The organism is Mameliella sp. LZ-28, assembly GCF_012274245.1.
In the GTDB taxonomy this organism is placed as follows: domain Bacteria; phylum Pseudomonadota; class Alphaproteobacteria; order Rhodobacterales; family Rhodobacteraceae; genus Antarctobacter; species Antarctobacter albus.
The window spans coordinates 39,189-63,771 of record NZ_JAANYX010000035.1 but is presented as its reverse complement, the minus strand read 5'-3'; the positions used below and the strand labels follow the sequence as shown (position 1 = coordinate 63,771).

22 protein-coding genes and 1 tRNA gene are annotated in these 24,583 nt (G+C 67.1%); 16 read left to right on the top strand and 7 right to left on the bottom strand.

From position 1 onward, the window contains the following. Positions 1 to 7 precede the first annotated feature (7 nt). Together G9Q80_RS22540 and G9Q80_RS22535 are read right to left on the bottom strand one after the other, a co-directional pair. Positions 8 to 1,066: a quinone-dependent dihydroorotate dehydrogenase gene (locus tag G9Q80_RS22540; RefSeq protein WP_088715667.1), complete on the bottom strand. Its 1,059-nt coding sequence runs from the start codon at positions 1,064 to 1,066 to the stop codon at positions 8 to 10. Then, complete coding sequence (locus G9Q80_RS22535; protein WP_088715724.1) at positions 1,066 to 1,404, bottom strand: DUF952 domain-containing protein; 339 nt, start codon at positions 1,402 to 1,404, stop codon at positions 1,066 to 1,068. The genes G9Q80_RS22540 and G9Q80_RS22535 overlap by 1 nt, the downstream gene beginning before the upstream one ends. A gap of 191 nt (positions 1,405 to 1,595) precedes the next feature. On the opposite strand from G9Q80_RS22535, the gene G9Q80_RS22530 reads away from it, so the two are divergent. Continuing rightward, positions 1,596 to 3,152 carry a bifunctional metallophosphatase/5'-nucleotidase gene (locus tag G9Q80_RS22530; RefSeq protein WP_043141747.1) on the top strand — a complete coding sequence of 519 codons (1,557 nt, stop codon included), beginning with the start codon at positions 1,596 to 1,598 and terminating at the stop codon, positions 3,150 to 3,152. Positions 3,153 to 3,206: 54 nt separating this feature from the next. On the opposite strand, the gene G9Q80_RS22525 is transcribed toward G9Q80_RS22530, so the two are convergent. Continuing rightward, on the bottom strand, positions 3,207 to 3,380 hold the full coding sequence (locus tag G9Q80_RS22525) for a hypothetical protein (RefSeq protein ID WP_157903846.1): 174 nt from the start codon (positions 3,378 to 3,380) through the stop codon (positions 3,207 to 3,209). Positions 3,381 to 3,601: 221 nt separating this feature from the next. On the opposite strand from G9Q80_RS22525, the gene G9Q80_RS22520 reads away from it, so the two are divergent. Beyond that, on the top strand, positions 3,602 to 4,492 hold the full coding sequence (locus tag G9Q80_RS22520) for a LysR substrate-binding domain-containing protein (protein WP_088715668.1): 891 nt from the start codon (positions 3,602 to 3,604) through the stop codon (positions 4,490 to 4,492). 3 nt (positions 4,493 to 4,495) lie between these two features. Here the strand turns inward: G9Q80_RS22520 and G9Q80_RS22515 are convergent, their stop codons facing one another. The 3 genes from G9Q80_RS22515 to G9Q80_RS22505 all read right to left on the bottom strand — a co-directional run bounded on the left by G9Q80_RS22515 (position 4,496) and on the right by G9Q80_RS22505 (position 8,315). Next, a complete protein-coding gene (locus G9Q80_RS22515; RefSeq protein ID WP_043141756.1) occupies positions 4,496 to 6,295 on the bottom strand; it encodes an ABC transporter transmembrane domain-containing protein in 1,800 nt (599 codons plus the stop codon). A 98-nt stretch (positions 6,296 to 6,393) separates the two neighbouring features. After that, positions 6,394 to 6,467 (bottom strand) — tRNA-Gly (locus tag G9Q80_RS22510). 75 nt (positions 6,468 to 6,542) lie between these two features. Further along, entirely contained in the window at positions 6,543 to 8,315 is a 1,773-nt protein-coding gene (locus tag G9Q80_RS22505) for a SulP family inorganic anion transporter (protein ID WP_088715669.1), read from the bottom strand. 122 nt (positions 8,316 to 8,437) lie between these two features. Here G9Q80_RS22505 and G9Q80_RS22500 point away from each other — a divergent pair, with 122 nt between their 5' ends. The 7 genes from G9Q80_RS22500 to G9Q80_RS22470 all read left to right on the top strand — a co-directional run bounded on the left by G9Q80_RS22500 (position 8,438) and on the right by G9Q80_RS22470 (position 16,920). Continuing rightward, positions 8,438 to 9,358, top strand: coding sequence for a LysR family transcriptional regulator (locus G9Q80_RS22500; RefSeq protein WP_069208724.1), 921 nt, complete (start codon positions 8,438 to 8,440; stop codon positions 9,356 to 9,358). Between the two features lie 96 nt (positions 9,359 to 9,454). Continuing rightward, positions 9,455 to 11,128, top strand: a complete 1,674-nt coding sequence (locus G9Q80_RS22495) for a sulfatase-like hydrolase/transferase (protein WP_088715670.1) — start codon at positions 9,455 to 9,457, stop codon at positions 11,126 to 11,128. Continuing rightward, positions 11,118 to 13,232, top strand: a complete 2,115-nt coding sequence (locus G9Q80_RS22490; protein WP_088715671.1) for a TRAP transporter permease — start codon at positions 11,118 to 11,120, stop codon at positions 13,230 to 13,232. The genes G9Q80_RS22495 and G9Q80_RS22490 overlap by 11 nt, the downstream gene beginning before the upstream one ends. Positions 13,233 to 13,267: 35 nt before the next feature. Then, a complete protein-coding gene (locus G9Q80_RS22485) occupies positions 13,268 to 14,245 on the top strand; it encodes a TAXI family TRAP transporter solute-binding subunit (RefSeq protein ID WP_157903847.1) in 978 nt (325 codons plus the stop codon). A gap of 60 nt (positions 14,246 to 14,305) precedes the next feature. Then, positions 14,306 to 14,593: a hypothetical protein gene (locus tag G9Q80_RS22480; protein ID WP_088715673.1), complete on the top strand. Its 288-nt coding sequence runs from the start codon at positions 14,306 to 14,308 to the stop codon at positions 14,591 to 14,593. A gap of 108 nt (positions 14,594 to 14,701) precedes the next feature. Then, positions 14,702 to 15,916 carry an acyl-CoA dehydrogenase family protein gene (locus tag G9Q80_RS22475; RefSeq protein WP_088715674.1) on the top strand — a complete coding sequence of 405 codons (1,215 nt, stop codon included), beginning with the start codon at positions 14,702 to 14,704 and terminating at the stop codon, positions 15,914 to 15,916. Next, complete coding sequence (locus G9Q80_RS22470) at positions 15,913 to 16,920, top strand: phosphotransferase family protein (RefSeq protein ID WP_088715675.1); 1,008 nt, start codon at positions 15,913 to 15,915, stop codon at positions 16,918 to 16,920. The genes G9Q80_RS22475 and G9Q80_RS22470 overlap by 4 nt, the downstream gene beginning before the upstream one ends. A gap of 8 nt (positions 16,921 to 16,928) precedes the next feature. Here the strand turns inward: G9Q80_RS22470 and G9Q80_RS22465 are convergent, their stop codons facing one another. Next, the gene (locus tag G9Q80_RS22465) at positions 16,929 to 18,110 is read right to left on the bottom strand and encodes a GAK system CofD-like protein (RefSeq protein ID WP_043141797.1); all 1,182 of its coding nucleotides are present in this window, start codon (positions 18,108 to 18,110) and stop codon (positions 16,929 to 16,931) included. Positions 18,111 to 18,181: 71 nt separating this feature from the next. On the opposite strand from G9Q80_RS22465, the gene G9Q80_RS22460 reads away from it, so the two are divergent. Genes G9Q80_RS22460 through G9Q80_RS22430 form a run of 7 tightly spaced genes read left to right on the top strand, consistent with a single transcriptional unit; the run spans position 18,182 to position 24,513 of the window. Next, on the top strand, positions 18,182 to 18,637 hold the full coding sequence (locus G9Q80_RS22460; protein WP_088715676.1) for an NUDIX domain-containing protein: 456 nt from the start codon (positions 18,182 to 18,184) through the stop codon (positions 18,635 to 18,637). Continuing rightward, a complete protein-coding gene (locus tag G9Q80_RS22455; RefSeq protein ID WP_088715677.1) occupies positions 18,624 to 20,255 on the top strand; it encodes a phosphotransferase in 1,632 nt (543 codons plus the stop codon). Before G9Q80_RS22460 ends, G9Q80_RS22455 begins: the two co-directional genes overlap by 14 nt. Beyond that, the gene (locus G9Q80_RS22450) at positions 20,248 to 21,129 is read left to right on the top strand and encodes a GAK system ATP-grasp enzyme (RefSeq protein ID WP_088715678.1); all 882 of its coding nucleotides are present in this window, start codon (positions 20,248 to 20,250) and stop codon (positions 21,127 to 21,129) included. The genes G9Q80_RS22455 and G9Q80_RS22450 overlap by 8 nt, the downstream gene beginning before the upstream one ends. After that, positions 21,126 to 22,199 carry an HprK-related kinase B gene (locus G9Q80_RS22445; RefSeq protein WP_088715679.1) on the top strand — a complete coding sequence of 358 codons (1,074 nt, stop codon included), beginning with the start codon at positions 21,126 to 21,128 and terminating at the stop codon, positions 22,197 to 22,199. Before G9Q80_RS22450 ends, G9Q80_RS22445 begins: the two co-directional genes overlap by 4 nt. Beyond that, positions 22,192 to 22,878 (top strand): histidine phosphatase family protein, encoded by a 687-nt coding sequence (locus G9Q80_RS22440; protein WP_088715680.1) that lies wholly within the window; start codon positions 22,192 to 22,194, stop codon positions 22,876 to 22,878. Before G9Q80_RS22445 ends, G9Q80_RS22440 begins: the two co-directional genes overlap by 8 nt. 39 nt (positions 22,879 to 22,917) lie before the next feature. Beyond that, positions 22,918 to 24,222: a metallophosphoesterase gene (locus G9Q80_RS22435; RefSeq protein WP_232788237.1), complete on the top strand. Its 1,305-nt coding sequence runs from the start codon at positions 22,918 to 22,920 to the stop codon at positions 24,220 to 24,222. An 18-nt stretch (positions 24,223 to 24,240) separates the two neighbouring features. Continuing rightward, entirely contained in the window at positions 24,241 to 24,513 is a 273-nt protein-coding gene (locus G9Q80_RS22430) for an amphi-Trp domain-containing protein (RefSeq protein ID WP_074622692.1), read from the top strand. The last annotated feature ends 70 nt before the right edge of the window (positions 24,514 to 24,583 follow it).

Sequence of the window (24,583 nt, the reverse complement as noted above, 5' to 3'; positions counted from 1 at the left end):
GCAGGTGTCACAGCCAGGCCGCACGCCCCGTTCCGACCGCCTCGGCCACGGAGGTGAAGCCGTCCCGTTGCAGCAATGCGTCCAGTCCCAAGGCGATCTCCTGCACCAGGCTGAGACCGCCGTAGACAAGCGCGGTGTAGAGCTGCACGGCACTGGCGCCGGCGCGGATCTTTTCATAGGCCTGTCCGGCAGAGCCGATGCCGCCGACACCCACCAGTGGCAGCTTGCCCTCGGTCAGTTGTGAAAGCCGGGCCAGCACGCGGGTGGAGCGATCAAAGAGCGGCTGGCCGGAGAGGCCGCCGGTCTCTGACGCGTGGCGGGAGCGCAGCCCGGCGCGCGACAGGGTGGTGTTGGTGGCGATGATCCCTGCGACACCCGAGGAAAGCGCGACCTCGGCCACGTCGGCCAGTTCGGCGTCGTCCAGATCCGGCGCGATCTTGAGAAAGACCGGCACCGGGCGGGCCAGCTCGTCCCGGGCCTGCATCACGCCCGCGAGCAGGGCGGAAAGCGCCGCCTTGCCTTGCAGGTCGCGCAGTTTCTCGGTGTTGGGAGAGCTGACGTTGACTGTGGCGAAATCCACGTCGGCGCCGCAATGGGTCAGGACGCGGGCGAAATCGCCGGCGCGGTCCTCGCTGTCCTTGTTGGCGCCCAGGTTGAGGCCCAGCACCAGGTCGCGCGGGCGGGATTTCAGCCGGGCGCCGATCGCCTCCATCCCCTCGTTGTTGAAGCCGAAACGGTTGATCGCGGCGCGGTCCTCGGTCAGGCGAAAGAGGCGCGGGCGCGGGTTGCCGGGCTGGGGCCGGGGCGTGGCGGCGCCGACCTCGATAAAGCCGAAGCCCGCGCGGGAGAGACCCCGCAACGCGGTGGCGTTCTTGTCGAACCCGGCGGCCAGGCCGACCGGGTTGGGCAGGTCGAGCCCGGCCAGCGAACAGCGCAGCCGGTCGGAGGTGACCACGCCCGGCGCATGAGCGGCCCCGGCCTGCAGCGCCTTGAGCGCAAGCCCGTGGGCGGTTTCCGGGTCGATCCGGTGCAGGGCGGCGAGGCCGAGCCGTTCCAGCGGGGTCATCAGTGCATCTCCGCCGGAAAGACGTGGCCGTCGGGGCCCAGCGGCAGCGGTTTGTGCCATTGCACGTCCGCAAGGCGCAGGGGCGCGTAGAGATGCGGGAACAGCGCGTCGCCGCGCGAGACCTCCCATTTCAGGGCCTCGCCGAGGGCGTCGGCCTCGAGCGCCAGCAGGACCAGCCCCTCTTCGCCCGCAAAATGCTTGGCCGCGGTGCCGCGCGCCTGGTCGGCGGTGGAAAAATGCACATAGCCGTCGGCCACGTCGATGGGCGCACCGGCGGTTTCGCCCTGTGCCCGCAGCGCCGCCCATTCGTCGGCCCGGAGGATCTTGTATATCAGCATGGAGGCAGTGATGCCGCGCCCCCCGGCAAGGGTCAAGCGGCCAGTCGGCAAGGGCCGCGCGGCAATTCAATGCAGGGGCGTCATGCCCCTGTCACCGGGCGCGGGCTACCCATACGTCAGGCTTTGACTCCGGCCTCGCGCCGGGGCAGGCTTTGGGCATTCAACAAAAAAACCTGACGGAGAGGTTTCCCATGACGCGTACACTGATGAGCGGTGCTGCCGCGCTTGCCCTGATGGCAAGTGCCGCGCAGGCCGACTATTCCCTGACCATCCTGCACACCAACGATTTCCACGCCCGGTTCGAGCCGATCAGCAAGTACGATTCGGGCTGTTCGTCCGAGGACAACGACGAGGGCAAGTGCTTTGGTGGCTCGGCCCGGCTGATCACCGCGATCAACGAGGCCAAGGCACGCACCAACAACCATATCCTGGTGGACGGTGGCGACCAGTTCCAGGGCACGCTGTTCTACACCTACTACAAGGGCAAGCTGGCCGCCGAGATGATGAACCTGATGGGCTACGACGCGATGACCGTGGGCAACCACGAATTCGACGACGGCCCCGAGGTGCTGCGCGGCTTCATGGATGCGGTCGAGTTCCCGGTGCTGATGTCGAACGCCGATGTCTCGGGCGAGCCGCTGCTGGCGGACGCGCTGATGAAATCCACCGTGATCGAGCGCGGCGGCGAAAAGCTGGGCCTGATCGGGCTGACGCCGCAGGATACGGATGAGCTGGCCAGCCCCGGCGACAACATCATCTTTACCGATCCGTCGGACGCGGTGCAGGGTGAGGTCGACAAGCTGACCGAGATGGGCGTGAACAAGATCATCGTCCTGTCGCATTCGGGCTATGGCGTCGACCAGACGGTCGCCGCGAACACCACCGGCGTCGACGTGATCGTGGGCGGCCATTCCAACACCCTGCTGGGCGAGATGGACGGCGCGGCGGGGGCCTATCCGACCGTGGTGAACGGCGTGCAGATCGTGCAGGCCTATGCCTACGGCAAGTACCTGGGCGAGCTGAACGTGACCTTCAACGACGCGGGCGAGGTGATCTCTGCCTCGGGCGGGCCGCTGTTGATCGACGCCGCCGTGGCCGAGGATGGTGACGTCAAGGCGCGCATCGCCGAGGCGGCCAAGCCGCTGGACGAGATCCGCAACAAGGTGGTGGCCGAGGCTGCCGAGGCCATCGAGGGCAACCGAGACGTCTGCCGGGCGATGGAATGTTCGATGGGCAACCTGGTGGCGGATGCCATGCTGGACCGGGTCAAGGACCAGGGCATCGACGTGGCCATCGCCAACAGCGGCGGGTTGCGCGCCTCGATCGACGCGGGTGAGGTGACGATGGGCGAGGTGCTGACCGTGCTGCCGTTCCAGAACACGCTGTCGACCTTCCAGATCACCGGCGCGACCCTGGTCGAGGCGCTGGAAAACGGTGTCAGCCAGATCGAGGAAGGCGCGGGCCGCTTCCCGCAGGTGGCGGGCATGACCTTTACCGTCGATCCCTCGGCAGAGCCGGGCAGCCGGATTTCCGATGTCATGGTCGGCGGTGCGCCGGTCGAGATGGACAAGCTCTATGGCGCGGTGTCGAACAACTACGTCCGCAATGGCGGCGACGGCTACGCGATGTTCAAGGACGCGCAGAACGCCTATGACTTCGGCCCCGACCTGGCCGATGTGACCGCCGAGTACCTGGCCAAGGAAGGGCCGTACCAGCCCTATACCGATGGCCGCATCACCATGAAGTAAGCGGCGCCTCGCGCCACGTGCAGGGCCGTCCCCGTCCGGGGGCGGCCTTTTTCGTCACTTGGGCGTGTCCGTGGTGACGGTGACCTGCGGGGGCTGCCCCGGTGCCTGGCGGATCGTGATGTGCAGGCCGTCCCTGTGCCAGCTTTTGGGGGTCCTGCCGGGGGCAAATCCCGCGTCCGCCAGAAGGTGCGGGGCGGTTTCCGCGATGCGGGCAAGGTCGCGGCGCATCTGGCGATCCCGGCGCCATTGGGTCAGGAAACGTGCTGTTTTTCTGATCCAGTGGGAGTCCCCTGCGGGCAGGGAAACGGGGCGGAGGCTGGTCGTGGTCTGCATGATGGAGCCTGCTTCGTGGCCTGTATACTTGATCCCAGTCTGGTGTTTTGCCTGCTTGTGCGCAAACCAGGCTTTCTCCTATCATGGGTCAGGTTATCTGATCCTTGGTCCCGCCCATGCCGAAACTGCCCCCGCTCAACGCCCTGCGCGCCTTTGAGGCCGCCGCCCGTCACGAGGGGTTCATCGGCGCGGCGGAGGAACTGCATGTCACGCGGGGGGCCGTCAGCCGGCATGTCAAGCTGCTGGAGGATCATCTGGGCGTGCCGCTGTTCCGGCGCCATGCGCAGGGGGTCAGCCTGTCCGAGGCGGGGCGGCGGTTCTTGCCGGTGCTGACCGAGAGCTTTGCCCGTATCGCCGCCGAGGCAGAGCGGATCGCCTCGGATGCCTCGGACCTGCATATCATCTGTCCGCCCGCCACCTCGATCCGCTGGCTGCTGCCGCGTCTGGACGGGTTCCGCCAGTGTCACCCGGAGATCCGGGTGCGGCTGACCACGGATTTTCACTGTGACATGAAGTTCGACGGGCTGGAGTATGACCTTGGGTTCTCGATCGAGAACCAGCCCACCCGGGCGCCGAACATCGCCGTCCAGAACCTGTTCGATGTGCGCATGTCCCCGGCCTGTTCACCTGCCTACCTGGCCAACCATCCGCTGGAAAGGCCCGAGGACCTTGCGCGGGCAGATCTGCTGCACGAGACACCGCGGCACGGGGACTGGACCGACTGGCTGGCAACCTATCCCGTGGCAGGCGTCGATCCGGCGCAGGGGCATGATTTTGCCAACCTCGACCTCGCCACCCGGGCGGCGGTGATGGGGGCCGGTGTGGTCATGGCGGACATGGTGTTGTGCCGCGACGAGCTGGAGGCCGGGACGCTGGTGCTGCCTTTTCCCGAGATGGTCAGCGGGTCGCCGCTGGGCGGGATCTGCCTGCTGGGCATGGCGGACAAATGGGACCTGCCAAAGGTGCGGCTGTTCCGCGAGTGGGTGGCAGAGGAGGCGGCGGGGTGAGCCCTATTCCGCCGCCAGGCCGTCGGTGAATTGCAGCCGGGCGAGGCGCGCGTATAGCCCGCCTTCCGAGACCAGCGCATCATGGGTGCCGGTGGCAACGATGCGACCCTGGTCCATGACGACGATTCGGTCGGCCTTTTTCACGGTGGCCAGACGGTGCGCGACGATGATCGTCGTGCGCCCCTCGGCCAGCAGGTCCACCGCCTGCTGCACCGCGCGTTCGCTTTCGGCATCCAGCGCGCTGGTCGCCTCGTCCAGCAGCAGCACCGGCGCGTCGCGCAGGATGGCGCGGGCGATGGCGACGCGCTGTTTCTGGCCGCCCGAAAGCATCACGCCGCGTTCGCCCAGCCAGGTATTGTAACCGTCCGGCAGGGCGGAGAGGAACTCATGCGCCGCCGCCGCCTTGGCTGCGGCGACGACCTCGGCATCGCTGGCATCGGGGCGGCCAAATCGGATGTTGTCCTTGGCCGAGGCGGCAAAGATCACCGGGTCCTGCGGCACCAGCGCCAGCTGGCGGCGGAAATCGTGGCGGGCCATGTCGGTCAGCGCCACGCCGTCCAGCAGGATGCGCCCCTCTGCCGGGTCGTAGAACCGCTGCAAGAGCTGAATGATGGTGGTCTTGCCCGCGCCCGAGGGGCCGACAAGCGCCACGGTTTCGCCCGGCGCAATGCTCAGGTCGACCGCGTCCAGCGCCGAGACGCCGGGGCGCGCGGGATAGGCGAAACTGACGTGATCGAAGGTGATCTCTCCGCGTGCGGGATCGGGTGCGGGCAGGGGGGTGACGGGATCGCTGACCGTGTCCTCTGCCTGCAGCAGTTCGACAAGGCGTTCGGTGGCGCCGGCGGCGCGCTGGAGTTCTCCGAAGACCTCGGACAGGGCGCCGACGGCGCCGGCCACCATGACCGAGTAGATCACGAACTGGATCAGCGTGCCCGCGCTCATGCCCCCGGCGCGTACGTCCCAGGCGCCGATCCAGAGCACGCCGACGATGCCGGTGAAGACGAGGAAGATGACGATCATCGTCATCGCGGCGCGGGTGGTGATGCGCTTGCGCGCGGCGTCAAAGCTTTTCTCTGTCACGTCGGCAAAGGCGCCGCGCGACTGGACCTCGTGGGTATAGGCCTGCACTGTCTGCACCGCGCCCAGCGATTCCGAGGCATTGCCGGAGGAGGCGGCGATCCAGTCCTGGTTTTCGCGGCTCAGCTTGCGCACGCGACGGCCCAGCACCAGGATCGGCACCACGATCACCGGCACGATCAGCAGGACTAGCCCGGTCAGCTTGGCCGAGGTGAACAGCATCAGCACCAGCCCGCCCAGGAACAGCAGCGTGTTGCGCAGGGCGATGGAAATGGACGAGCCGATCACGGAAAGGATCAGCGTGGTGTCGGTGGTGATCCGTGACAGGACCTCTCCGGTCATGATCTTTTCGTAGAAGGCGGGCGAGAGGCCGATCACCTTGTCGAAGACCGCTTTGCGGATGTCGGCCACCACCCGTTCGCCCAGCCGCGTAACCAGCGCGTAGCGCAGCGCCGTGCCGACGGCGAGGGCCGCGGCGATCCCCAGTGCGGCGCCGAAATACTTGTCCAGCAGGGCGCCGTCCTGGGTGTTGAAATTGTCCACCACGCGGCGCACGGCCAGCGGCAGGATCAGCGAGATGGTCGCGGTGGCGACCAGCGCCGCCAGCGCGGCCAGCATCAGCACCCGATAGGGCCGCATGAAGGGCCAGAGCGCGCGGAGAGACCCCAGCTTGCGAGACTTCTCGCGCTCCTGCTCGCCGGTGCCCGGCTTGGTCTTGGCCGCCATGAGGTCTCCTTCCGTGTCGCGCAGGGGGCGTTTTGCCATGCGGGGCGCGCGCGTCAAGCGCCGTCTTGACGCGGGGCGGGCTGCGAAAGGGGAAGAATTGGAGCGGGCGACGGGAATCGAACCCGTATCATCAGCTTGGAAGGCTGAGGTCTTACCATTACACAACGCCCGCTCGGCGGGGGCCTTGGTATGCGATCCCGCGCGGGCGGTCAAGATCGTGCCGGCATGGAAAACGCGTCTTGCGGGGCTATTCCGCCACGTCCGGCGCGCGCGGGCATTCGGCAAAGATCCGGACGGGGCAGGTGGCGCAGACCTGCGGGTCGAGCAGGGGAAAGACCTCGGCGATGGCATCGCGTTTCGACAGGTGGATGCGTTCGCGGGTCAGTGCCTTCATCACCTTGAACCGCGCCAGTTTCGAGATCGTGCGCGGGGTCTTGGTCTGCAGGTGGAACGAGCCGCCGTTGCGGTGGCGGCGGGCGGCCTCCTCGATCAGCAGGTCGGCGCCGGGCATGTCGATCTCTCCGATGCCCTTGACGATGAAGATCATGTGTTTCTGGCCCGGGCGGTCGATCTCGAACCGGCGAAAGGCGCGGCGGACATGTTCGACCGAGCCGAAGTAGAGCGGCCCGTCGAGCCGCGAGATCAGCAGTTGCGGGCATTCCGCAAGGTTGTTCTCGGCGGCGTTCTTGAACATGCGGGTGGGGGTGTCGGGATCGGGGGCGCCGACGCCGACAAAGGGCTGCGAGGTCTTTTTCAGGAACAGGGCCAGCGACAGCAGCACCCCGGCATAGATGGCGAATTCGAGGTCGATGAGCAGTGCCGCGCCGAAGGTGACGGCGGCGATGGCGGTTTCCTCGGGCGAGGTGGTCAGGATGTGGCGGATCTCGGCCAGGTTCACCAGCCGGATGGCGACCAGCAGGATCACACCCGCCATCGCGGGGATGGGCACATAGGCGAACCACGGCGCCACCAGCAGCAGGATCAGGAACAGGAAGAGCGCGGCGAAGATTGCCGACAGAGGCGTCTGCGCGCCGCTGTCATAGTTGACGCCCGAGCGGGTGAAGGAGGCCGAGCCGGGGTAGCAGCGAAACAGGCTGCCGGCGATGTTGGACAGGCCCTGCGCCACGAACTCGCGGTTGCCGTCGATGGCCTGGCCGGATTTCAGCGCGATGGCGCGCGATACGGACATCGCCTCCAACAAGCCGACAAGCGCGATGGCGAAGGCGGCGGAGCCGTGGTCGCGGAGGGTCTGCAAGGTGACGTCGGGCAGGGCGAAGCCGGGCAGGACACCCTCGATGGTGCCGATGGTGGCGAGGCCCGCCGCCTCTCCGCCCAGCAGGAGACCGAGGATCGTGCCGGCAAAGAGCGCGATCAGGTAGTTCGGCAGCGCCGGGTTCAGTTTCCGCACGCCCAGCCCGATGCCAAGTGCTGTGCCCGCGACCAGCAGCGCGCGCCAGTCGGTCTCGGGCAGGCGTTCGGCCAGGGCCAGGGTGAATTCCCCCAGCGCTTCGGGGCGGGGCAGGTCGATCCCCAGCGCCTTGTCGAGCTGGCTGAGCGCAATCAGGATCGCGGCCCCGGTGACAAAGCCGGTCATCACCGAATGCGAGACGAAATCGACCAGAACGCCCATCCGCGCCAGCCCCAGGGCCAGCTGGATCACGCCGACCATCAGCGCCAGCGCGATGGCGGCCGAGATGAACTGCGGCGATCCCGGCGCCAGGCTGCCCGCCAGCGCCCCGAAGACCAGCGCCGAGATGGCGGTGGTGGGGCCGGAGACCGCGTGCCAGCTGGACCCGGTCAGCGCGGCGACGACAGGGGTGATCATGGCGGTATAGAACCCGTATTCCGGCGGCAGGCCCGCGATGGCGGCAAAGGCCACCCCCTGCGGCAGCACCAGCGTCGCGCCGGTCAGCCCGGCAAAGGCATCGGCGCGCAGGCTGGCGGGGGTGATCCGTGCCGTCCAATCCGGGCGCAGCGCGGAGAATGCCGCCGAAATGGCCCGTTCCGTCGCCGCCCTCATGCCGTCCCCTCCTGTGCGTGATGCCCGGCGGCTACCGGGAAACCTGGCTTTGGGCTAGTTATCGAAAATTTCAGGGTATAAGTTTTGGGAATAGGGTGAGGCAGCCGGGGGGAGGGGGCCGCATGATCAAGATCCAGCATATCGAGATGCTGCTGGCGGTCGAACGTGCGGGCAGCATTCGCGCCGCGTCCAAGATGCTGGGCAAGACCCAGCCCGCGGTGACGAAGGCGCTGCGCCAGGCCGAGGCGGAACTGGGCGCCGCGATCTTCAAGCGGGCGCCCAGCGGGGTTGTGGTGACCGAGGACGGCAAGCCGATCCTGCGCCGGGCGCGGGTGATCCAGTCGGAATTGCGCAAGATGCAGGAAGAGGTGGATCAGCGGCGCGGGCTGGGCACCGGGCGGCTGAACGTGACCGTCTCGCCGCTGGCGGCGACGCGGCTGATCAGCGGGACGTTGAAACGGTTTCAGCGGCGGTTTCCGAACGTGCATGTGCAGATCAGCGGCGGGCACGAACCGATCGCCTTCGGCCCGGTGCGCGACGGGCAGGTGGACATCGTGATCGGCCCCGAACCGCAAGCCGCGGACGTGGCGGGGCTGAGCACGAGTTTCCTGATCGAAACGCCGATCTCGGTGATCACCGGGCGCAATTCGCGCTGGGTGGGGGAAACACGGCTGTCGGAGCTGGCCAAGGGCGACTGGCTGATGATCGGAACGCGCGCGCGGCTGCCCTATCTGCGGCGCCACTTCACCAAGCTGGGGCTGGAGCCTCCGGACCCCAAGGTGACGTCGGATTCGATCTTCAGCGTGTTGTCCCTGATCGAGGAAAGCGACTACCTCTGCACCTACCCCGGCCGCATCCTGGAACAGACCGCCGCGCGCTGGCGCATCGCGGCGCTGGAGGTGGACCCGCCGCTGGTCTCGGCCCGGATCGCCGTCATCACTTCTTCCGAGCGTCCGCCGACACCCGCGCTGCAATATTTCGTGGACTGCGTGCAGCAGGTCTCCAGCAACCTCTTCGGCCCGGGGGATGCCAAAAAGTTATAGCCATCAACATTCAGGGTCTCCCTGACTTGCCTTGGCGGCTGTACTCCGCTCTTGTCCGGGGTGTGCCTTTGTCCCCGGCAAGGGAGGAGGGGCACGATGAATATCCTTTTCATCATGTATGACCAGTTGCGGTTCGATTACCTGAGCTGTGCCGGGCATCCGCATCTGCATACGCCGAATTTCGACCGTGTCGCCGAACGCGGCGTGCGGTTCACCAATGCCTATGTGCAATCGCCGATCTGCGGCGCCTCCCGGATGAGTTTCTACACCGGGCGCTATGTCTCGTCCCACGGGGCGCAGTGGAACGGCTTTCCTCTGCGGGTGGGCGAGGTGACGCTGGGCGATCACCTTCGGGCGCTGGGCATGGACTGCTGGCTGCTGGGCAAGACCCACATGAAGGCGGATGCCAAGGGCATGGAACGGCTGGGTCTTGCGCCCGACAGCCTGATCGGCGCACGGCAGGCCGATTGCGGGTTCGACGCCTGGGCGCGGGATGACGGGCTTTGGGGATCGGGACCGGACGGGGACTATGACCAGAAACGCTCTCCCTACAACGAGTACCTGAAGGCGCGGGGCTATGACGGGGACAACCCCTGGGCCGATTACGCGAACGCAGGGGTCAGCGACGGAGAGATCGCCAGTGGCTGGATGTTCATGAACGCCGACAAGCCGGCCAACATCCGCGAAGAGGACAGCGAGACGCCCTGGCTGACCTCGGAAACCATCCGCTTTGTCGACCAGGCCAAGGGGCCGTGGTGCGCGCATGTGAGCTTCATCAAGCCGCACTGGCCCTACATCGTGCCCGCGCCCTATCACGACATGTACGGTCACAACCAGATTCAGCCGCCCCTGCGCCACCCGGTCGAGCTGGACGATCCGCACCCGGTTCTGGGCGCCTATCATGACGCCCGCGTGGCGCAGGCGTTCCAGCGCGACGAGGTGCGAGACAAGGTGATCCCGGCCTACATGGGGTTGATCAAGCAATGCGACGACCAGTTGGGCCGGCTGCTGGACCACCTCGAGGCGACGGGTCAGTTGGATGACACGATGATCGTCCTGACCTCGGACCACGGCGATTACCTGGGCGATCACTGGCTGGGGGAAAAGGATTTCTTCCACGAGGCCTCGGTCAAGATCCCGATGATCATCTGCGATCCGCGCACCAGCGCCGATGCGACGCGCGGGACGACCTGCGATGCGCTGGTCGAGGGCATCGACCTGGCCGCCACCTTTGTCGAGGCGGCGGGCGGCGCGGTGCCGGATCACATCATCGAGGGGCGGTCGCTGATGCCCTGGCTGCGCGGCGAGGCGCCAAAGGACTGGCGCCAATTCGTCATCAGCGAGTATGATTATTCCGTTACGCCACGGGCCGAGGCCCTGGGCGTCCAGCCCCGCGATGCGCGCATGATGATGGTCTTTGACGGGCGCTGGAAGCTGATCCACTTCGAGGGCGGTTTCCGCCCGATGCTGTTCGACCTTGAAACCGATCCGCACGAGTTCGCCGACCTGGGCGATGATCCCGCGTATCAGGCACAGGTCGACCGGCTGTATGACTGCCTCGGGCAATGGGGGCGCCGCATGGCGCAGCGCGTGACCATGTCGGATGACGACGTGCGCGCGGCGCGAGGCCGGTCCATGCGGCGGGGCATCCTGCCCTTCCTGGCCGATGGCAGCGAGGTTCCGGAGGAGCTGACCGTGAAATACCGCGGTCCCGCCCGCCAGGTCCACGCAAAGACACCTATGGCGAAGGAGGAGAGCCATGACGTCTGAAGATACGGAAGCGCCCGCGCCCGATCGCGGCGGCGCCCTGTTCGACAAGCACCTGGCCGACGTGGTTGCGGTGGCCTTTGCCCTTGTCATCGTTCTCTACTCGGCCTCCGGTCCGATCAGCGAGTTTGTCCGCTGGTTCATCGAGACGACGACACCGGCCTTCGACGAGATGAGCCGCCGCGACCAGCGGGTGTTCCTGCGCGAACACTGGCTGGGGGCGGCCTATCGCAGCTTTGAACAGTCGTTCCTGCTGCCGACCGGGCTGATCATCGGTCTGCCCATCGTGATGAGCTTTGCCATCACCCTGCTGACGCTGCACCGCAAGCCGGGGCAGCGGGGGATCAACTGGGGGCTGACGGTGCTGGCGGTTGTCGCTTTCAGCAGCTGGATCATCGCCATCTTCGCTTCGGACGCGGGTGCCTTGCCGGTGGCGCGGCCCATCGACTTCGTCATGTTCCCGCTGGCCACGGCGATCACGCTTTACCTGACATGGCGGCTGTTCGGAGGGTTCATCGTCGCCTTCTGCCTGTTCTGGGTGATCTATTTCTTTGCCAAGGGCTGGCTGCCGGAATGGACCGGCATCCTGGCCGGGTCGGAATCGACGATGGCGCAGAACCTGCGCCAGATGGTGCTGCAGTTCTGGGCCCAGACGGGCGGCATGTTCGGCCAGCCGATCCAGGTGGTGACGGGCAACGTGCTGATCTTCATCGTCTTCGGCGCCGTGCTCATGGCCTCGGGCGCGGGGGACCTGCTGATGAAGATCGCCAACCGGCTGACCGGGGGCATGACCGGCGGGGCAGCCCATGCCTCTGTCGCCTCTTCGGCGCTGTTCGGCACGCTGAGCGGTGCGGCGATTTCGAACGTGGTGTCCACGGGGGTGATGACGATCCCGGTGATCCGCCGGGCCGGGTTCAAACCCGCCTTTGCCGGCGCGGTCGAGGCCGCCGCCTCGACCGGGGGGCAGATCATGCCGCCGGTCATGGGCGTCGTCGCCTTCTTCGTCGCCGGGCAGATTGGGCTGGAGTACCGCTATATCGTGGTCGCCGCGATCCTGCCGGCCGCCTTCTTCTACCTGGGCACCTTCCTTGCCGTCTATTTCGAGGCCCGCAAGCGGGGTGTCGGCGCTCTGCCCCCCGAGGCGCGGCCGAAACTGACACGCGGGGAATGGGTGCAATGCCTGGTCTTCGTGCTGCCGCTGGGGACGCTGTCCTACTTCCTTTTCGCGCAGCCCTCGGTGCCCAAGGCCGGGTTTTACGGGCTGGTCGTTGCGGTGGTGGCTGCGGCGGTGCTGTTCCGCGAGTTCCGGTCCGCCAGCCGCATCTGGCACGCCTTTGTCGACGCGGGCCGCATGGCCGGGTCGATCGTGGTGATCGTGACCGCCATCGGGCTGATCGTCGGGCTGATCCAGACCTCGGGCTTTTCCGGGCGGCTGTCGCAGCTGCTGGCCGAAGCCGCAAGCGGGCCGTTGCCGCTGGTGCTGATCGTGGTGGCCTTTGGCGCCATCGTCCTGGGCATGGGGCTGCCGCCGGGGGCGACCTATTTCATCATCGTGATCGCGCTCAGCTCGGGCATCGATACGGTGGGTATCGCGCCGCTGACGCTGCACCTCTTCGTGGTCTTCTTCGCCATGATGTCGACGGTGACGCCACCTGTGGCCCTGGCCGCCTTTGCCGCCGCGCCCATTGCCGGGGCCGACCCGATCAAGACGGGGTTCGAGGCGGCCAAGATCGCCCTGGCCGGTTTCCTGATCCCCTTCGTCTTCGTCTATCACCCCGCGGTCCTGTATAAACTGCAGGTGGTGTTCGAATGGTTCGGCGAGGATCGGGTCGACTCGCGCGCGATGATCGACATTGCCACGGTCACATGGTTCGAGTTCTTCTGGATCATTGCCGCCTTCACCCTTGCGATGTGGCTGATCGCCTCGGCGCTGGCGGGCTATGACCGGACACGGATCGCACCCGTGGAACGCCTGCTGCGCGTTGCCTTGGGCGGCGCGGTCCTGCTGCCGCAGATGATCCTTGCCGGTCCGGCGGCGGTGCTGGGGCTTGCGCTTCTCTTCATCAGTCCGCGCCTGGCCGGTCGGCCCGGCGCGGCCACTACATGACTTTCGACATTCGCACCGAACAGGGAGGAAATCCGATGCGACACCTGACACTTGCAGCCGCTGCTGCCCTGACCGTCTCTGCCACCGCGGGCCTGGCGCAGGAGACACTGAAAATGGCCACGATCGAACCCAGCCTGGGCCAAGCGATCACGATGGCGACCTTTGCCAACGTGGTGAACGGCAAACTGTCCGACATCCAGATCGAGGTCGCCGGGGGCGGGGCCGCCACCCTGCACCAGATCGAGGCTGCGCGCGGCAACCTGGACATGTACATGGTATCGCCGACGATCTACAACTTCATGTCGACCGGCAAGGCGATGTACGCCAACCAGCCCGACGCCGCCGAAGTGTCGGAAAACCTGGCGCTGCTGATGTGGTTCCCCTACGGCCAGTACCACTATGCCGTGCGCGGCGACAGCGACATCGAGTATCTCGACGACATCGAGGGCGCGACCGTCTTCCTTGGTCCTGCCGGGGGCGGCGCCTTCAACGCGGCCAAGGGCTGGATCGAGGCCACCACGGGGCTGGTCGCGGGCGAGGATTACGAGGCGATCACCGCCAACTGGGCGACCGGCTTTCAGTCCTTCCTGGACGGCAAGATCGACATGTATGTCAACGGCTGCATCGACCCCTGCCAGCAGTTCATCCAGTTCACCGAGACCGAGAGCCTGCGGTTCATCGGGCCGGAAGATCACACCGGCGAGGCCGTCGACAAGTTCCTTGGCAACTTCCGCTACCTGGCCGAGGTGCCCGCCGGCATCTACGGCAACCAGGTCAACGACGGCCCGGTGATGTCGAATGACACCGCCGTGGGCATCGGGCTGCGCGCGGACCTGGACGAGGAAACCGTCTACCAGGTGACCAAGGCCTTTTGGGACAACGTGGACAGCATCACCTCTGACGCGCCCTGGGCCAAGGCGCTGAGCATCGAGTTCGCGGTGCAATCTCTGGCCGGGATGCCGCTGCACCCGGGGGCAGAGCGGTACTACCGCGAGGTCGGCGCGCTGAAATGAGGATCGGGGCCGGGGCGCTGTGCCCCGGCCTTTCGTTCGCAAGCACTCTGGAGACCGGCCATGTTCATCCGCCGCACCACCTATCGCCTGACGCCCGGAACCGATCAGGCGGCGTTCGAGCGCGACATGCGCGACAGCATCCGCCCGCATGAGATCGAGGGGCTGATCAGCACCGCGCATGTGCCCAACGACGATGGCAGCTGGACCGTCGTCGCGCTGTGGGAAACCAAGGTCGAGGCGATGGCCGCCGCGCCGCGCATCCGCGCCGAATGGGATCGCCGCGCCGGGCAGATGACCGCGCCGCCGGTGGTCGAGACCGCCGGGGTCAGCTTCTGGGAAGGCGCCTGAACGCCCCTTCGGGCGACGGACACTTGCCTCTGGCCCGTGCTCCTGCATGACTGTGACCGTGCCGGCCTCATATGAGGGGGGCGGATACGTTTGCGGAGGAGCCTTGCCATGAATTTCAGCATCTCGCCGGAGCTGGAGGACCTGAGACGCCGCGTCGCGCGGTTTGTCGAGGACAGGCTGCTGCCGCTGGAGGCGGACCGCGCCAATTACGACGATCATGAGAACATCACCCTGGAGGTGCTGGACCGCGAACGCGCCTCCGCGCGCGAGGCGGGCCTGTGGTGCCTGCAGATGCCGCGCGCACTAGGGGGCGGCGGGCTGGGCAAGGCCGGGATGGCCGTTGTCTACGAGGAAATGAACCGCTCGATCTTTGGCCCGGTGGTGTTCAATTCCGCCGCGCCGGACGATGGCAACATGATGGTGCTGGGCGCGCTGGGGACAGAGGCGCAGCGCGAGCGCTGGCTGATGCCGATCATGTCGGGCGCGGTGCGGTCGGCCTTTGCCATGACGGAACCGCACCCCGGAGGCGGGTCCGATCCGGGCATGATGCAGACCCGGGCCGAAAAACGTGGCGACCGTTACATCGTGACCGGGCGCAAGTGGTTCATCACCGGCGCGGCGGAGGCGGCGCATTTCATCCTGGTGGCGCGGACCTCCGACGATGCGCGGCGCGGGCACACGGCTTTCCTGTTCCACCGCGACGATCCCGGTTGGCGGATCGAACGTCGTATTCCGATCATGGGACCGGAGGAACACGGCGGCCATTGCGAGCTGATCTTTGACGGGCTGGAAATCCCGGCCGAGAATGTGCTGCTGGAAGAAGGGCGCGGCATGAAGGTCACTCAGACGCGGCTTGGCCCCGCGCGGCTGACCCATTGCATGCGATGGCTGGGACTGGCCAAGCGTTGCATGGAGATCGCGACGGATTACGCCGAGCAGCGTGAGGGGTTCGGCCAGCGGCTGATCGAACGCGAGAGCGTGGCGCAGATGCTGGGCGACATCGCCATGCGGATCGAGGTGGGCCGCCTGCTGGTGATGAAGGCCGCGCAAGAGATCGACCGGGGCGGGTTCGCGCGCAAGGAAATCTCGATGGCCAAGATCCAGGTGGCGAACGTGCTGCACGATGCCGCCGACGTGGCAATCCAGGTCAACGGGGCGCGGGGCTATTCCAAGGACACGGTGCTGGAATGGATCTATCGCTATGCCCGTCAGGCGCGGCTGGTCGATGGCGCGGACGAGGTGCACCGCATGGTCCTGAGCCGCGAGCTGCGCAGCGAGGGGCGCGACTTCTGGCGCTGGGACGTGGCCGCGGAGGCGGGATGAGCGAGACGGATTTCGACCCCGCCCGCCTGCATGCGGTGCTGGACGCGCACCTGGGGGCGGCACCGGTCACGGAGCTGGCGCGCATTTCGGGCGGGCAATCGAACCCGACCTATTTCGTCACCCACGGCGGGCGCCGCATGGTGCTGCGCAAGCAGCCCAACGGCGAGATCCTGAAAGGCGCCCATGCCATCGACCGGGAATACCGGGTCATGCAGGCGCTGGGCCCGGCCGGGGTGCCGGTGCCCAAGGCCGTGCTGTTCCACGATGACCCGGCGGCGCTGGGCACGCCCTTTTACCTGATGGAGCGGCTGGAGGGCCGGGTGTTCGAGGACTGCAGCCTGCCGGGTATCGACCCCGAGGAGCGGCGGCAGATCTACCTCGGTATGGCTGATGCGCTAGCAAGGTTGCATTCGGTCGATCCCGAAGGCATCGGGCTGGGCGACTATGGCAAGCCGGGGAATTATTTTGCCCGGCAGGTCGGGCTTTGGACGAAACAGCTGCACGGCTCCACCGGCGCGCCGATCCCGGAATTGCATCGCCTATCGGAGTGGTTGAACGCGAACCTGCCTGAGGATGACGGCCAGAGCCGCATCGCGCACGGCGATTTCCGGCTGGGCAACCTGATGTTCCATCCGACAGAGCCGCGCGTGATCGCGATCCTGGACTGGGAGTTGTCGACGCTGGGGCATCCGCTGGCCGACCTGGGCTATTGCTGCATGACCTGGCACACCACGCCGCAGGAATACGGCGGCATCCGGGGGCTGGACCTGGCGGCGTTGAACATCCCCACCAAGCAAGAGTTCGTGCGCCACTACGAGGGGCAGGCGCAGACCGGCCGCCTGACGGATTTCCACGTCATCTTTTCGCTGTTCCGTTTCGGCGTGATCTTTGTCGGCATCGCCGACCGCGCCCGCGCGGGCACGGCGGCGGGCAGCAATGCCGATCAACTGGCGCCGCTGGCGCAGGCGCTGGGGCGGCGGGGGCTGGAGCTGTTGCCGGACTAGGCGGTCAGTCAGTCCAGCGAAACCAGCAGGCGGGCCACCCCGTCCTCGTCGTAGCGGGCCGAGGACGAGGCGCCCGCGGGCAGGCGGTGGCAGGGGATGCCGTGGTGCGCGGTCACGGAACGGCAGGCTGCCTCGGGCCAGCTTTCATCGCAGATCACATGGGTCATCAGCGCGGTCGGCGGCGTGTCCGGCCCGGCATCGCGCAGGAGCGGCGCGAGGATCGCCGCCACCTGGTCGGCAAGGTCGTGGCCCAGGGCCTCGGGGTCGGTTCCGAGACTGGGCAGGTAGACCTTGGGCACGCGGCGCGCGGCAACGGCGCGGCCCACGCCGGCAGGCAGCAGGTTGGCCACGACGCTGGAATAGAGGCTGCCGGGGGGATAGCAGATCACGTCGGCCTGCTCGATCAGCTTGCGGTTCCGCTTGGGCAGGGGCACCTGCGCGGGGTCCAGTTCGGCCTTGCCGTCGCTGAGAAAGCAATGGGTGATGCGCGCGTCGACGGGGGCGACCTCCTTGCCGCTGATCCGGCGCTGGCCGATGATCCGGCGTCCGTCCGCCAGGTCGACGCCCAAGTGCAGGTTCTCGTCGACGATGGCGCGGACGGTGCCGCGCACGTCCACCATCTTGGACATAAGGAACAGCACCGGTTCCAGCGCGCGGCCATTGCCGAGATAGCCGCCCGCCAGGATCAGGTTGCCAATGCTGGCGTTGCGATAGTCGAAATCCTCGGGCACCTGGTCGGCGAAGCGGCGCAGCTGGATGCGGATCAGCTGGCGCATCGGCTTGGCAATGGCGGTGATCAGCGGGTGCTTGCCCTGCACCATCCGCCCGATCTCGGCGCGCAGCGCATCTTGCGGGGCATCCTTGGGCAGGCGGTGGCTGAACAGGGCGTAGACATCCGGTTGCCCCAGCACCGATTCGTCCGCCAGGGCCATCAGGCGCGACCGCAGATCGCCCACGGCGGGCATGTCGAAGGCCCGGCGCAGCACCTGCGAACTGCCGCCGCTGTCGAAGGGCGTGATCAGGTGCATCGAGTTGAAACTATAGCGCTTCAGCCGTCGCGAAATGCCGTTCAGCGCGCTGCCGCCGCTGAAGAACAGGATGCGTGGGCCAAGGTGCGGCGCGCTTTCGGCGCGGGCGACGCGCAGGTCGTCGGGCAGGCGGGCCTCTCTTTCGACGTTGATCGCGGTCATTTCCTGTCCGTCTCTCCGATCCTGCCCGATTCCGGCTTTGCATCCATGCCTCTGGCGGCCCATATGTCCGCATGGACAACGACGACCTCATACGTCCGACGGTGCGCGCTGTCATCCGCAAGGGAAACCTTGTGCTGGTGCAGGTCAAGCAAGCGGCCTCGGGGCAACGCTACCTGACCCTGCCGGGCGGCCGGCAGGAGGTGGGAGAGACCATGCAGCACTGCCTGATGCGCGAATGCCTCGAAGAGATCGGGGTGGCACCGGAGGTTGGCGATGTGCGCCATGTCGCGGATGTCTTTCGCAAGCGCGCCGGCGGTGTGCGGCAATTGATCGAGGTGCTGTTCGACTGCGCGGTGCCCGATGCCTATGTGCCTGTCCTTGGCGCGCGTCCGGACAAGCGCCAGGTGGCCACGATCTGGGCCGATCCGGCCCGGCCGGAGGCACCCTTTCTGCCGCGCTACGACCTGGCGCTGATGCGCGGGGACACGCCGGTTCACCTAGGGAGGCTGGACTGTGCCACGCCCTGACCCGATCGCCGAGAACATGTCGTTCCTGCTGGCCGAACTGGACGGCCAGCTGACCCGGCTGATCGCCTATTTCGACGATCCCCGGACCGAAACGGCGCTGCAACTGGTGCAAAGGGCGGGCTATTCGCACAACCTGTCGGTGCGCGTGCGCAAGGCCTGCCTTGCGGGCATGATGCGGGGCAAGAAGTCCGAGGCGACACAGCTGCGCCTGCAGGGGATCGACACCATCGCGCGCAACCTCGACCTGATTTCGCGCCTCGGGCGCCGGGCGGTGGAACAGGCGGAACGGGTCGACCGGCAGAAACTCTTGCGGGCCGATACCTATGGTGCGCCGCTGAAACGGGTGCGCAGGACCGTGGCCCGCATCAACGAGGCGCTGGAGGCACGCGACAGCAAGCTGGCGGTCGAGATCGGGCAGGCCCGCACGGAGATGGGCAGCTTTCACGACCAGCTGTTCCGGACCTACACCCGCGACATGCAGGGCGCCAAGCACACCGAGGACCTGGCCTATGGGCTGCTGTGCCTGAATGAGGTCACGCGCATGGGCGAGGCGCTGCAGACGATTTCCGAGGCGATCCTGTCGATCAACATCGGCCAGTCGGTGCAGTTCGAACGCTATTTCACCCTGCGCAGCGTGCTGGCGGGCGTGGCGCGGGACGAGGAGATCACCCTGCAGCCGCTGGCCGAGACCCGCTCCGGCTCTGCCATTTCCAGCGTCAACCTGCGCGGCGCCAAGGGCGAGACCGTGGCCGCCGTCTTCAAGGACGGGGACCGCCGCAAGGTCAAGGAAGAGCGCGTCGGCGTGAAAAGCTGGAACTCGGTCTATCCCGGCCTTGCGCCCGAGATCCTGTCCTACGAGAAAAGCGGCAAGTCCGCCGCCCTGCTGATCGAGCACCTGGAGGGCGAGACCTTCGAGGACATCGTTCTGGGCGCCACCGACGAGGCGCTGGCCGAGGCGCAGAAGGCGCTGCACAAGACCGTGCGCGACATCTGGCGTCAGACCCGCACCGACGAGCCCGCCGAGATGAAGGCGATGGAACAGCTGGCCAAGCGGATGAAGGATGTTCATCGGCTGCACAGTCGCTTTGTGCGCGGGCCGCAAAGCGTGAATGGCTTGGCCGTGATGGGCTTTGACGGTCTGGTTTCCGCTGCGGCAGCGCGCGAGGCGCGGATCGCGGCGCCGTTTTCCGTCTATATCCACGGGGATTTCAACCTCGACAACGTGATTTACGACGCGGTGGGCCGCAAGATCCGTTTCATCGACCTGCACCGCTCGCGCTACATGGACTACGTGCAGGACGTGTCGGTCTTCATGGTGTCCAACTATCGCCTGCAGGTGCTGGACGCGGGCACGCGGGCGCGCATCGCTGCGGTGGCGACTGACATGCACGCGATGGCGGCGAAATTCGCCCGGCAGCAAAAGGATCCGACATTCGAGTATCGGCTTGCTCTGGGGCTGGCACGGTCCTTTGCCAGTTCGACCCGCTTTGTCGTCGACGAGAAACACGCCCGGCGGATGCTGGTCCGGGCGCGCTACATCCTTGAATCCGCGCTGGCCGTGCCCGAGGGCAAGGAGGCGCGGTTCAGATTGCCCATGAAGGAATTGTTCAGTGACTAAGAGGATCGGGGTGATCGGGACCCCCGGAAAATGGTCGACCGAGTCGCTTGCGGATGCTTTCGGGGAGCGGACCGGGTTTCGGCAAGTGATCGACATGGCCCGCGCGGTTCTGGATCTGGATGCCGGGACACTGGTCTGCGACGGGGTGGACCTGACAGCGCTGGACGGGCTGGTGCTGAAGAAGGTCGCCGAGGAATACAGCCCCGACGCGCTGGACCGGCTGGAACTGCTGCGCGTGGCCGAGGCCCGTGGCGTGCACATCTTCAGCCCTGCCGAACGGGTGATCCGCCTGATGGATCGGCTGGCCTGCACCGTGACGCTGCGGGGGGCCGATATTCCCATGCCGCCGACCACCATCACCGAGGACGTGACAGCCGCTCGTGCTGCGCTGGACCGCTATGGCGCGGCGGTGTTCAAGCCGCTGTTTTCCACCAAGGCGCGCGGCATGGTCCTGCTGGACTCGGATGCACCGGATGCCGAGGCGCAGATCGCGGCCTTCAAGGCCGCCAACCCGGTGATGTATATCCAGCAGAAGGCCGACCTGTCGGGGCATGACCTGGGCATGGTCTTTCTGAACGGCGCCTATGTCTGCACCTATGCCCGGGTCAGCCAGACAGACAGCTGGAACACGACGATCCACTCGGGCGGGAAATACGCCCCCTATGATCCTTCGCCCGAACTGATCGAGCTGGGCCGGCGCGCGCAGGCGCCCTTTGGCCTGACCTTCACAACGGTCGACATCGCGCTGACGCCCGATGGCCCCATCGTCTTCGAGGTCTCGGCCTTTGGCGGCTACAGCGGGGCGTTGAAGGGCTGCGGCATCGACGCCGCCGCTCTGGTGGCCGATCACGTCCTGCAAGAGGTGTCCGCATGAGAACCGCCGAGGATGTGCTGACGCAGCTGGACCTGGGGGCTGCCGGGACGCAGCCCTTTCACCTGGGGGTGGGTCATGTCGGGGTCACCGTGCTGGCACCCGAGCCTTTGCGCGCGTCCCTGATGGCCTACTTCGTCGGGGCGCTGACGCAAACGCCGGGTGAGATTACGGTGCACCTGCTGCCGGGGCAGGTGTTGACGCCCGAGCCGGAGTGGACCGACTGGCAGCGCGAACCCGGCAAGGCCGGGCGCAAGGATGCGATCCGCGACCTGGCCGGTGCGCGGCTGATCCGCAAGGTCCGCAGCGGCGTCACCTTTTTGCAGGCGCCGGGCGTGGCGGTGGCGTTTGGGCCGCTGGCCGAGAATGAAAGCACGGTCATCAATTTCATCAACACGCAGATCCTGAACACCGGCCTGCGCGAGGGCTGGCAGCTGTGTCACGCGGCGGCGGTGACACGGGGGCCGCGCACGCTGGCGATCTCCGGTCTGTCGGGCGGCGGCAAATCGACCTCGATCCTGCGGATGATGGACATGGAGGGGATGTGTTTCCTCAGCAATGACCGGGTGCTGGTGCGCGCGGGCCGCCCGCCGCGTGCGCTCGGCATCCCCAAGCAGCCGCGCATCAACCCGGGCACGATCCTTGGCAACCCGCGCCTGCGGGACATGCTGACCCCGGCCCGGCGGGCCGAGCTGGAGGCGATGCCCGCCGCCGACCTCTGGGCGCTGGAGGACAAGCACGACCTGATCATCGGAGAGGTCTATGGCGCCGATCGCCTGCGGTTCGAAGGCGCCCTGACCGATTTCTGGGTGCTGAACTGGGAACATGGCACCGATGCGCCGACGCAGGTGGCAGAGGTCACCCTGGCCGAGCGCCCCGACCTGCTGGGGGCGATCATGAAAAGTCCCGGTCCGTTCTACCAGCACCCTGACGGCAGTTTCGAACCGAATGGCACCGCGCCCGATCCCGCCCCCTATCTTGAGGCGCTGCGCGGGGTTCGGGTCTGCGAGGTTTCGGGCCGGGTGGATTTCGACGCGCTGGCGGCGGAGGGGCGGCGGCTCTTCGATGGCTGAGCGCGCCTATGTCGCCATCCTGCGCCACGGGGCCTATCACCAGCGCAATGGCGTGCCTTCGGCCCGGCAGCCCTGGCCGCTGACCGATGAGGGCAGGGCGCAGGCCCGCGCCGGAGCGGATCTGCTGGCGGCGATGATTGCCGAACACGGGCTGCGCCTGTCCCCCGTCATCCATGCCTCGCACCAGTTGCGGGCCTGGCAAACGGCGCAGGAGGTGGCGGCGCGGCTGGGTGAGCTGGGACATGCGACAGAGGCGGTCGAGGAAACCCCCGCGCTGGCCGAGCGCGGGCTTGGCAGCGCCGCCAACCTGACGGCTTCAGAAATCGAGGCGGCGTTGCGGGACGATCCGCGCCATGACGCGCCGCCGCCGGGCTGGAAATCCGACAGCGATTACCGCCTGCCTCTGGAAGGGGCCGAAAGCCTGATGATGGCGGGGCGGCGGGTGGCCGATCACCTGGCGGCCACGGCGCGGCCCGGCTGGCTGACCGTCCATGTCGGGCACGGGGCGTCCTTTCGCCATGCCTGTCATCACCTTGGCATCCTCGATCGGGCGGAAATTGCCCGCCTGTCGATGTTTCATGCCCGACCGTCACTGATCTGTCATGATGCAGGTGGTAGGTGGTCCCACTTGGCCGGAGCGTGGAAGATCAGGGAACCCGGGGGCGACCCCAAGGATTGAGCCCCTGAGTGCCCGGCCGTGGCAAGGGGGGACCGAAACGTGGCGCAAATCCAGGACAGTATCGGCAGCGAGTCCATCCTGTTGCCGCAGGTCTTTGACGGGGATGCCTGCCTGCCGGACCTGCCGCGCAGTGTCATCCCCTGGCCCGGGGCCGGGACGCAGCCGCAGATCGCCCGCTGTCTGGATCGGGCGCGGGCGCATGGTGGCTGGCGCTGGCCGGCCCGGCCCGTCGTCTTCGTTTCTGATCCACATGCGGATGCCGAGGGGTTCCTGCGCTCGCTGACTGCCGCCGGGGTGATCCATCGCGCCGGTGGGCGCATCGGGCTGACAGGCTTCGGCCAGCGGGCGCGGATCGTGCTGGGCGGCGATAGTCTGGACAAGGGGCCGAGCAACCTGGCCCTGCTGGATGCGATTGCCGCGCTGCGCGCCACGCGGGCGGATGTTCATATCCTCGCGGGCAACCACGACCTGCGGATGCGCATGGCCGTGGCCGCCCTGCGCGGGCCTCGGTCCGCCCTGCGCGAACACCTGTTCGTCCGCATGGGCCGCAAGATCCTGCCCGCCCTGCGCGAAGTGCTGGAACGGTTCGTCACCAAGGCCGACCTGGACGCCCTGCCGGACGAGGCCGCCTGCAAGGCCCGGCTCTTGCCGCGTGCGGACTGGGCGGAACGGTTCGAACGCGCGGCCCGTGCCGAGCTGCGCCCCAAGGTCATCGCCAAGGAGACCGCCAAGCTGGGCGCCAAGCTGGAGAAATTCGATGCGGAATGCGCGCGGTCGGGGATGACCTGCCGCGAGATCCTGGCCGCGGCGCTGAAATGTCACCAGGTCTTTTTTGAACCGGGAGGCGCCTATGCCTGGTTCTATGACGGCATGGACGTGGTGGCGCGCAGCGGGTCCTTGCTGTTCGTGCATGCGGGCCTTTGCGACAGCATGTGCGATGTGCTGGTAAACGAGGGGCCGGAGGCGGTCAACGCGCGCTATCGCGCGGCGGCAGAGGATGCCTCCCTGGGGTTCTATTTCGGCCCGCTGGCGAACCTTGTGCGGACGAAATACCGCGCCTCGGACTGTGCGCTGACGGATCGCGGGGTTGGGGCGCTGCACCGCGCGGGCATTCACATGGTCGTCCAGGGACATGTCAACAACCACGCCGGCCAGCGCCTGCTGGCCAAGCGCGGGCTGTTGCACCTCGAAGGGGACATCACGCTGGACCGGGCGTCTCGCGCGCTGGAGGGGCTGGAAGGCATCGGCGCGGGCGCGACCTTGATCTTTCCCTCCGGAGATGTGATCGGGCTGAGCCGTGACTATCCGTCGGCAAAGCACTTTGCCCCGGAACGCATGAGCTGAGACAGCGAAAGGGTCGGCATGAGCGACGAAAAAGGCCGTTTCTCACATGAATCCCTGCAGGATGCGAAGACGATCAAGACCCTTCTGACCGCGCTGGCCAAGGGGTTTTCCAAGGGCGAGATGACGCTGGGCGACGAGGACGACGAACTGGTCCTGAAGACCGCCGGGTTGATGAATGTCCGCATCAAGGGCGAACGCCAGGACGGCCAGTGCGAGGTCAGCCTGCGGGTGACCTGGGCCGATCCGGCCGAACCCGCGACGCGCAAGGAAAAGCCCCGGATCGACAGCTGAGGCCCCCGCACAGCCGGGACGTCGGTCATTCGCCTTGAATGGACAGGGGACCTCGTGAAGGATGGTGTCG

Excerpts from the sequence above, each read along its gene's own strand:
- G9Q80_RS22490 (WP_088715671.1), top strand. The coding sequence starts at position 11,118 with ATGACGTCTGAAGATACGGAAGCGCCCGCGCCCGATCGCGGCGGCGCC.
- G9Q80_RS22495 (WP_088715670.1), top strand. The coding sequence starts at position 9,455 with ATGAATATCCTTTTCATCATGTATGACCAGTTGCGGTTCGATTACCTG.
- G9Q80_RS22515 (WP_043141756.1), bottom strand. The coding sequence starts at position 6,295 with ATGGCGGCCAAGACCAAGCCGGGCACCGGCGAGCAGGAGCGCGAGAAG.
- G9Q80_RS22505 (WP_088715669.1), bottom strand. The coding sequence starts at position 8,315 with ATGAGGGCGGCGACGGAACGGGCCATTTCGGCGGCATTCTCCGCGCTG.
- G9Q80_RS22540 (WP_088715667.1), bottom strand. The coding sequence starts at position 1,066 with ATGACCCCGCTGGAACGGCTCGGCCTCGCCGCCCTGCACCGGATCGAC.
- G9Q80_RS22500 (WP_069208724.1), top strand. The coding sequence starts at position 8,438 with ATGATCAAGATCCAGCATATCGAGATGCTGCTGGCGGTCGAACGTGCG.
- G9Q80_RS22485 (WP_157903847.1), top strand. The coding sequence starts at position 13,268 with ATGCGACACCTGACACTTGCAGCCGCTGCTGCCCTGACCGTCTCTGCC.
- G9Q80_RS22460 (WP_088715676.1), top strand. The coding sequence starts at position 18,182 with ATGGACAACGACGACCTCATACGTCCGACGGTGCGCGCTGTCATCCGC.
- G9Q80_RS22465 (WP_043141797.1), bottom strand. The coding sequence starts at position 18,110 with ATGACCGCGATCAACGTCGAAAGAGAGGCCCGCCTGCCCGACGACCTG.
- G9Q80_RS22440 (WP_088715680.1), top strand. The coding sequence starts at position 22,192 with ATGGCTGAGCGCGCCTATGTCGCCATCCTGCGCCACGGGGCCTATCAC.
- G9Q80_RS22530 (WP_043141747.1), top strand. The coding sequence starts at position 1,596 with ATGACGCGTACACTGATGAGCGGTGCTGCCGCGCTTGCCCTGATGGCA.
- G9Q80_RS22525 (WP_157903846.1), bottom strand. The coding sequence starts at position 3,380 with ATGCGCCGCGACCTTGCCCGCATCGCGGAAACCGCCCCGCACCTTCTG.
- G9Q80_RS22520 (WP_088715668.1), top strand. The coding sequence starts at position 3,602 with ATGCCGAAACTGCCCCCGCTCAACGCCCTGCGCGCCTTTGAGGCCGCC.
- G9Q80_RS22475 (WP_088715674.1), top strand. The coding sequence starts at position 14,702 with ATGAATTTCAGCATCTCGCCGGAGCTGGAGGACCTGAGACGCCGCGTC.
- G9Q80_RS22430 (WP_074622692.1), top strand. The coding sequence starts at position 24,241 with ATGAGCGACGAAAAAGGCCGTTTCTCACATGAATCCCTGCAGGATGCG.
- G9Q80_RS22480 (WP_088715673.1), top strand. The coding sequence starts at position 14,306 with ATGTTCATCCGCCGCACCACCTATCGCCTGACGCCCGGAACCGATCAG.
- G9Q80_RS22445 (WP_088715679.1), top strand. The coding sequence starts at position 21,126 with ATGAGAACCGCCGAGGATGTGCTGACGCAGCTGGACCTGGGGGCTGCC.
- G9Q80_RS22535 (WP_088715724.1), bottom strand. The coding sequence starts at position 1,404 with ATGCTGATATACAAGATCCTCCGGGCCGACGAATGGGCGGCGCTGCGG.
- G9Q80_RS22470 (WP_088715675.1), top strand. The coding sequence starts at position 15,913 with ATGAGCGAGACGGATTTCGACCCCGCCCGCCTGCATGCGGTGCTGGAC.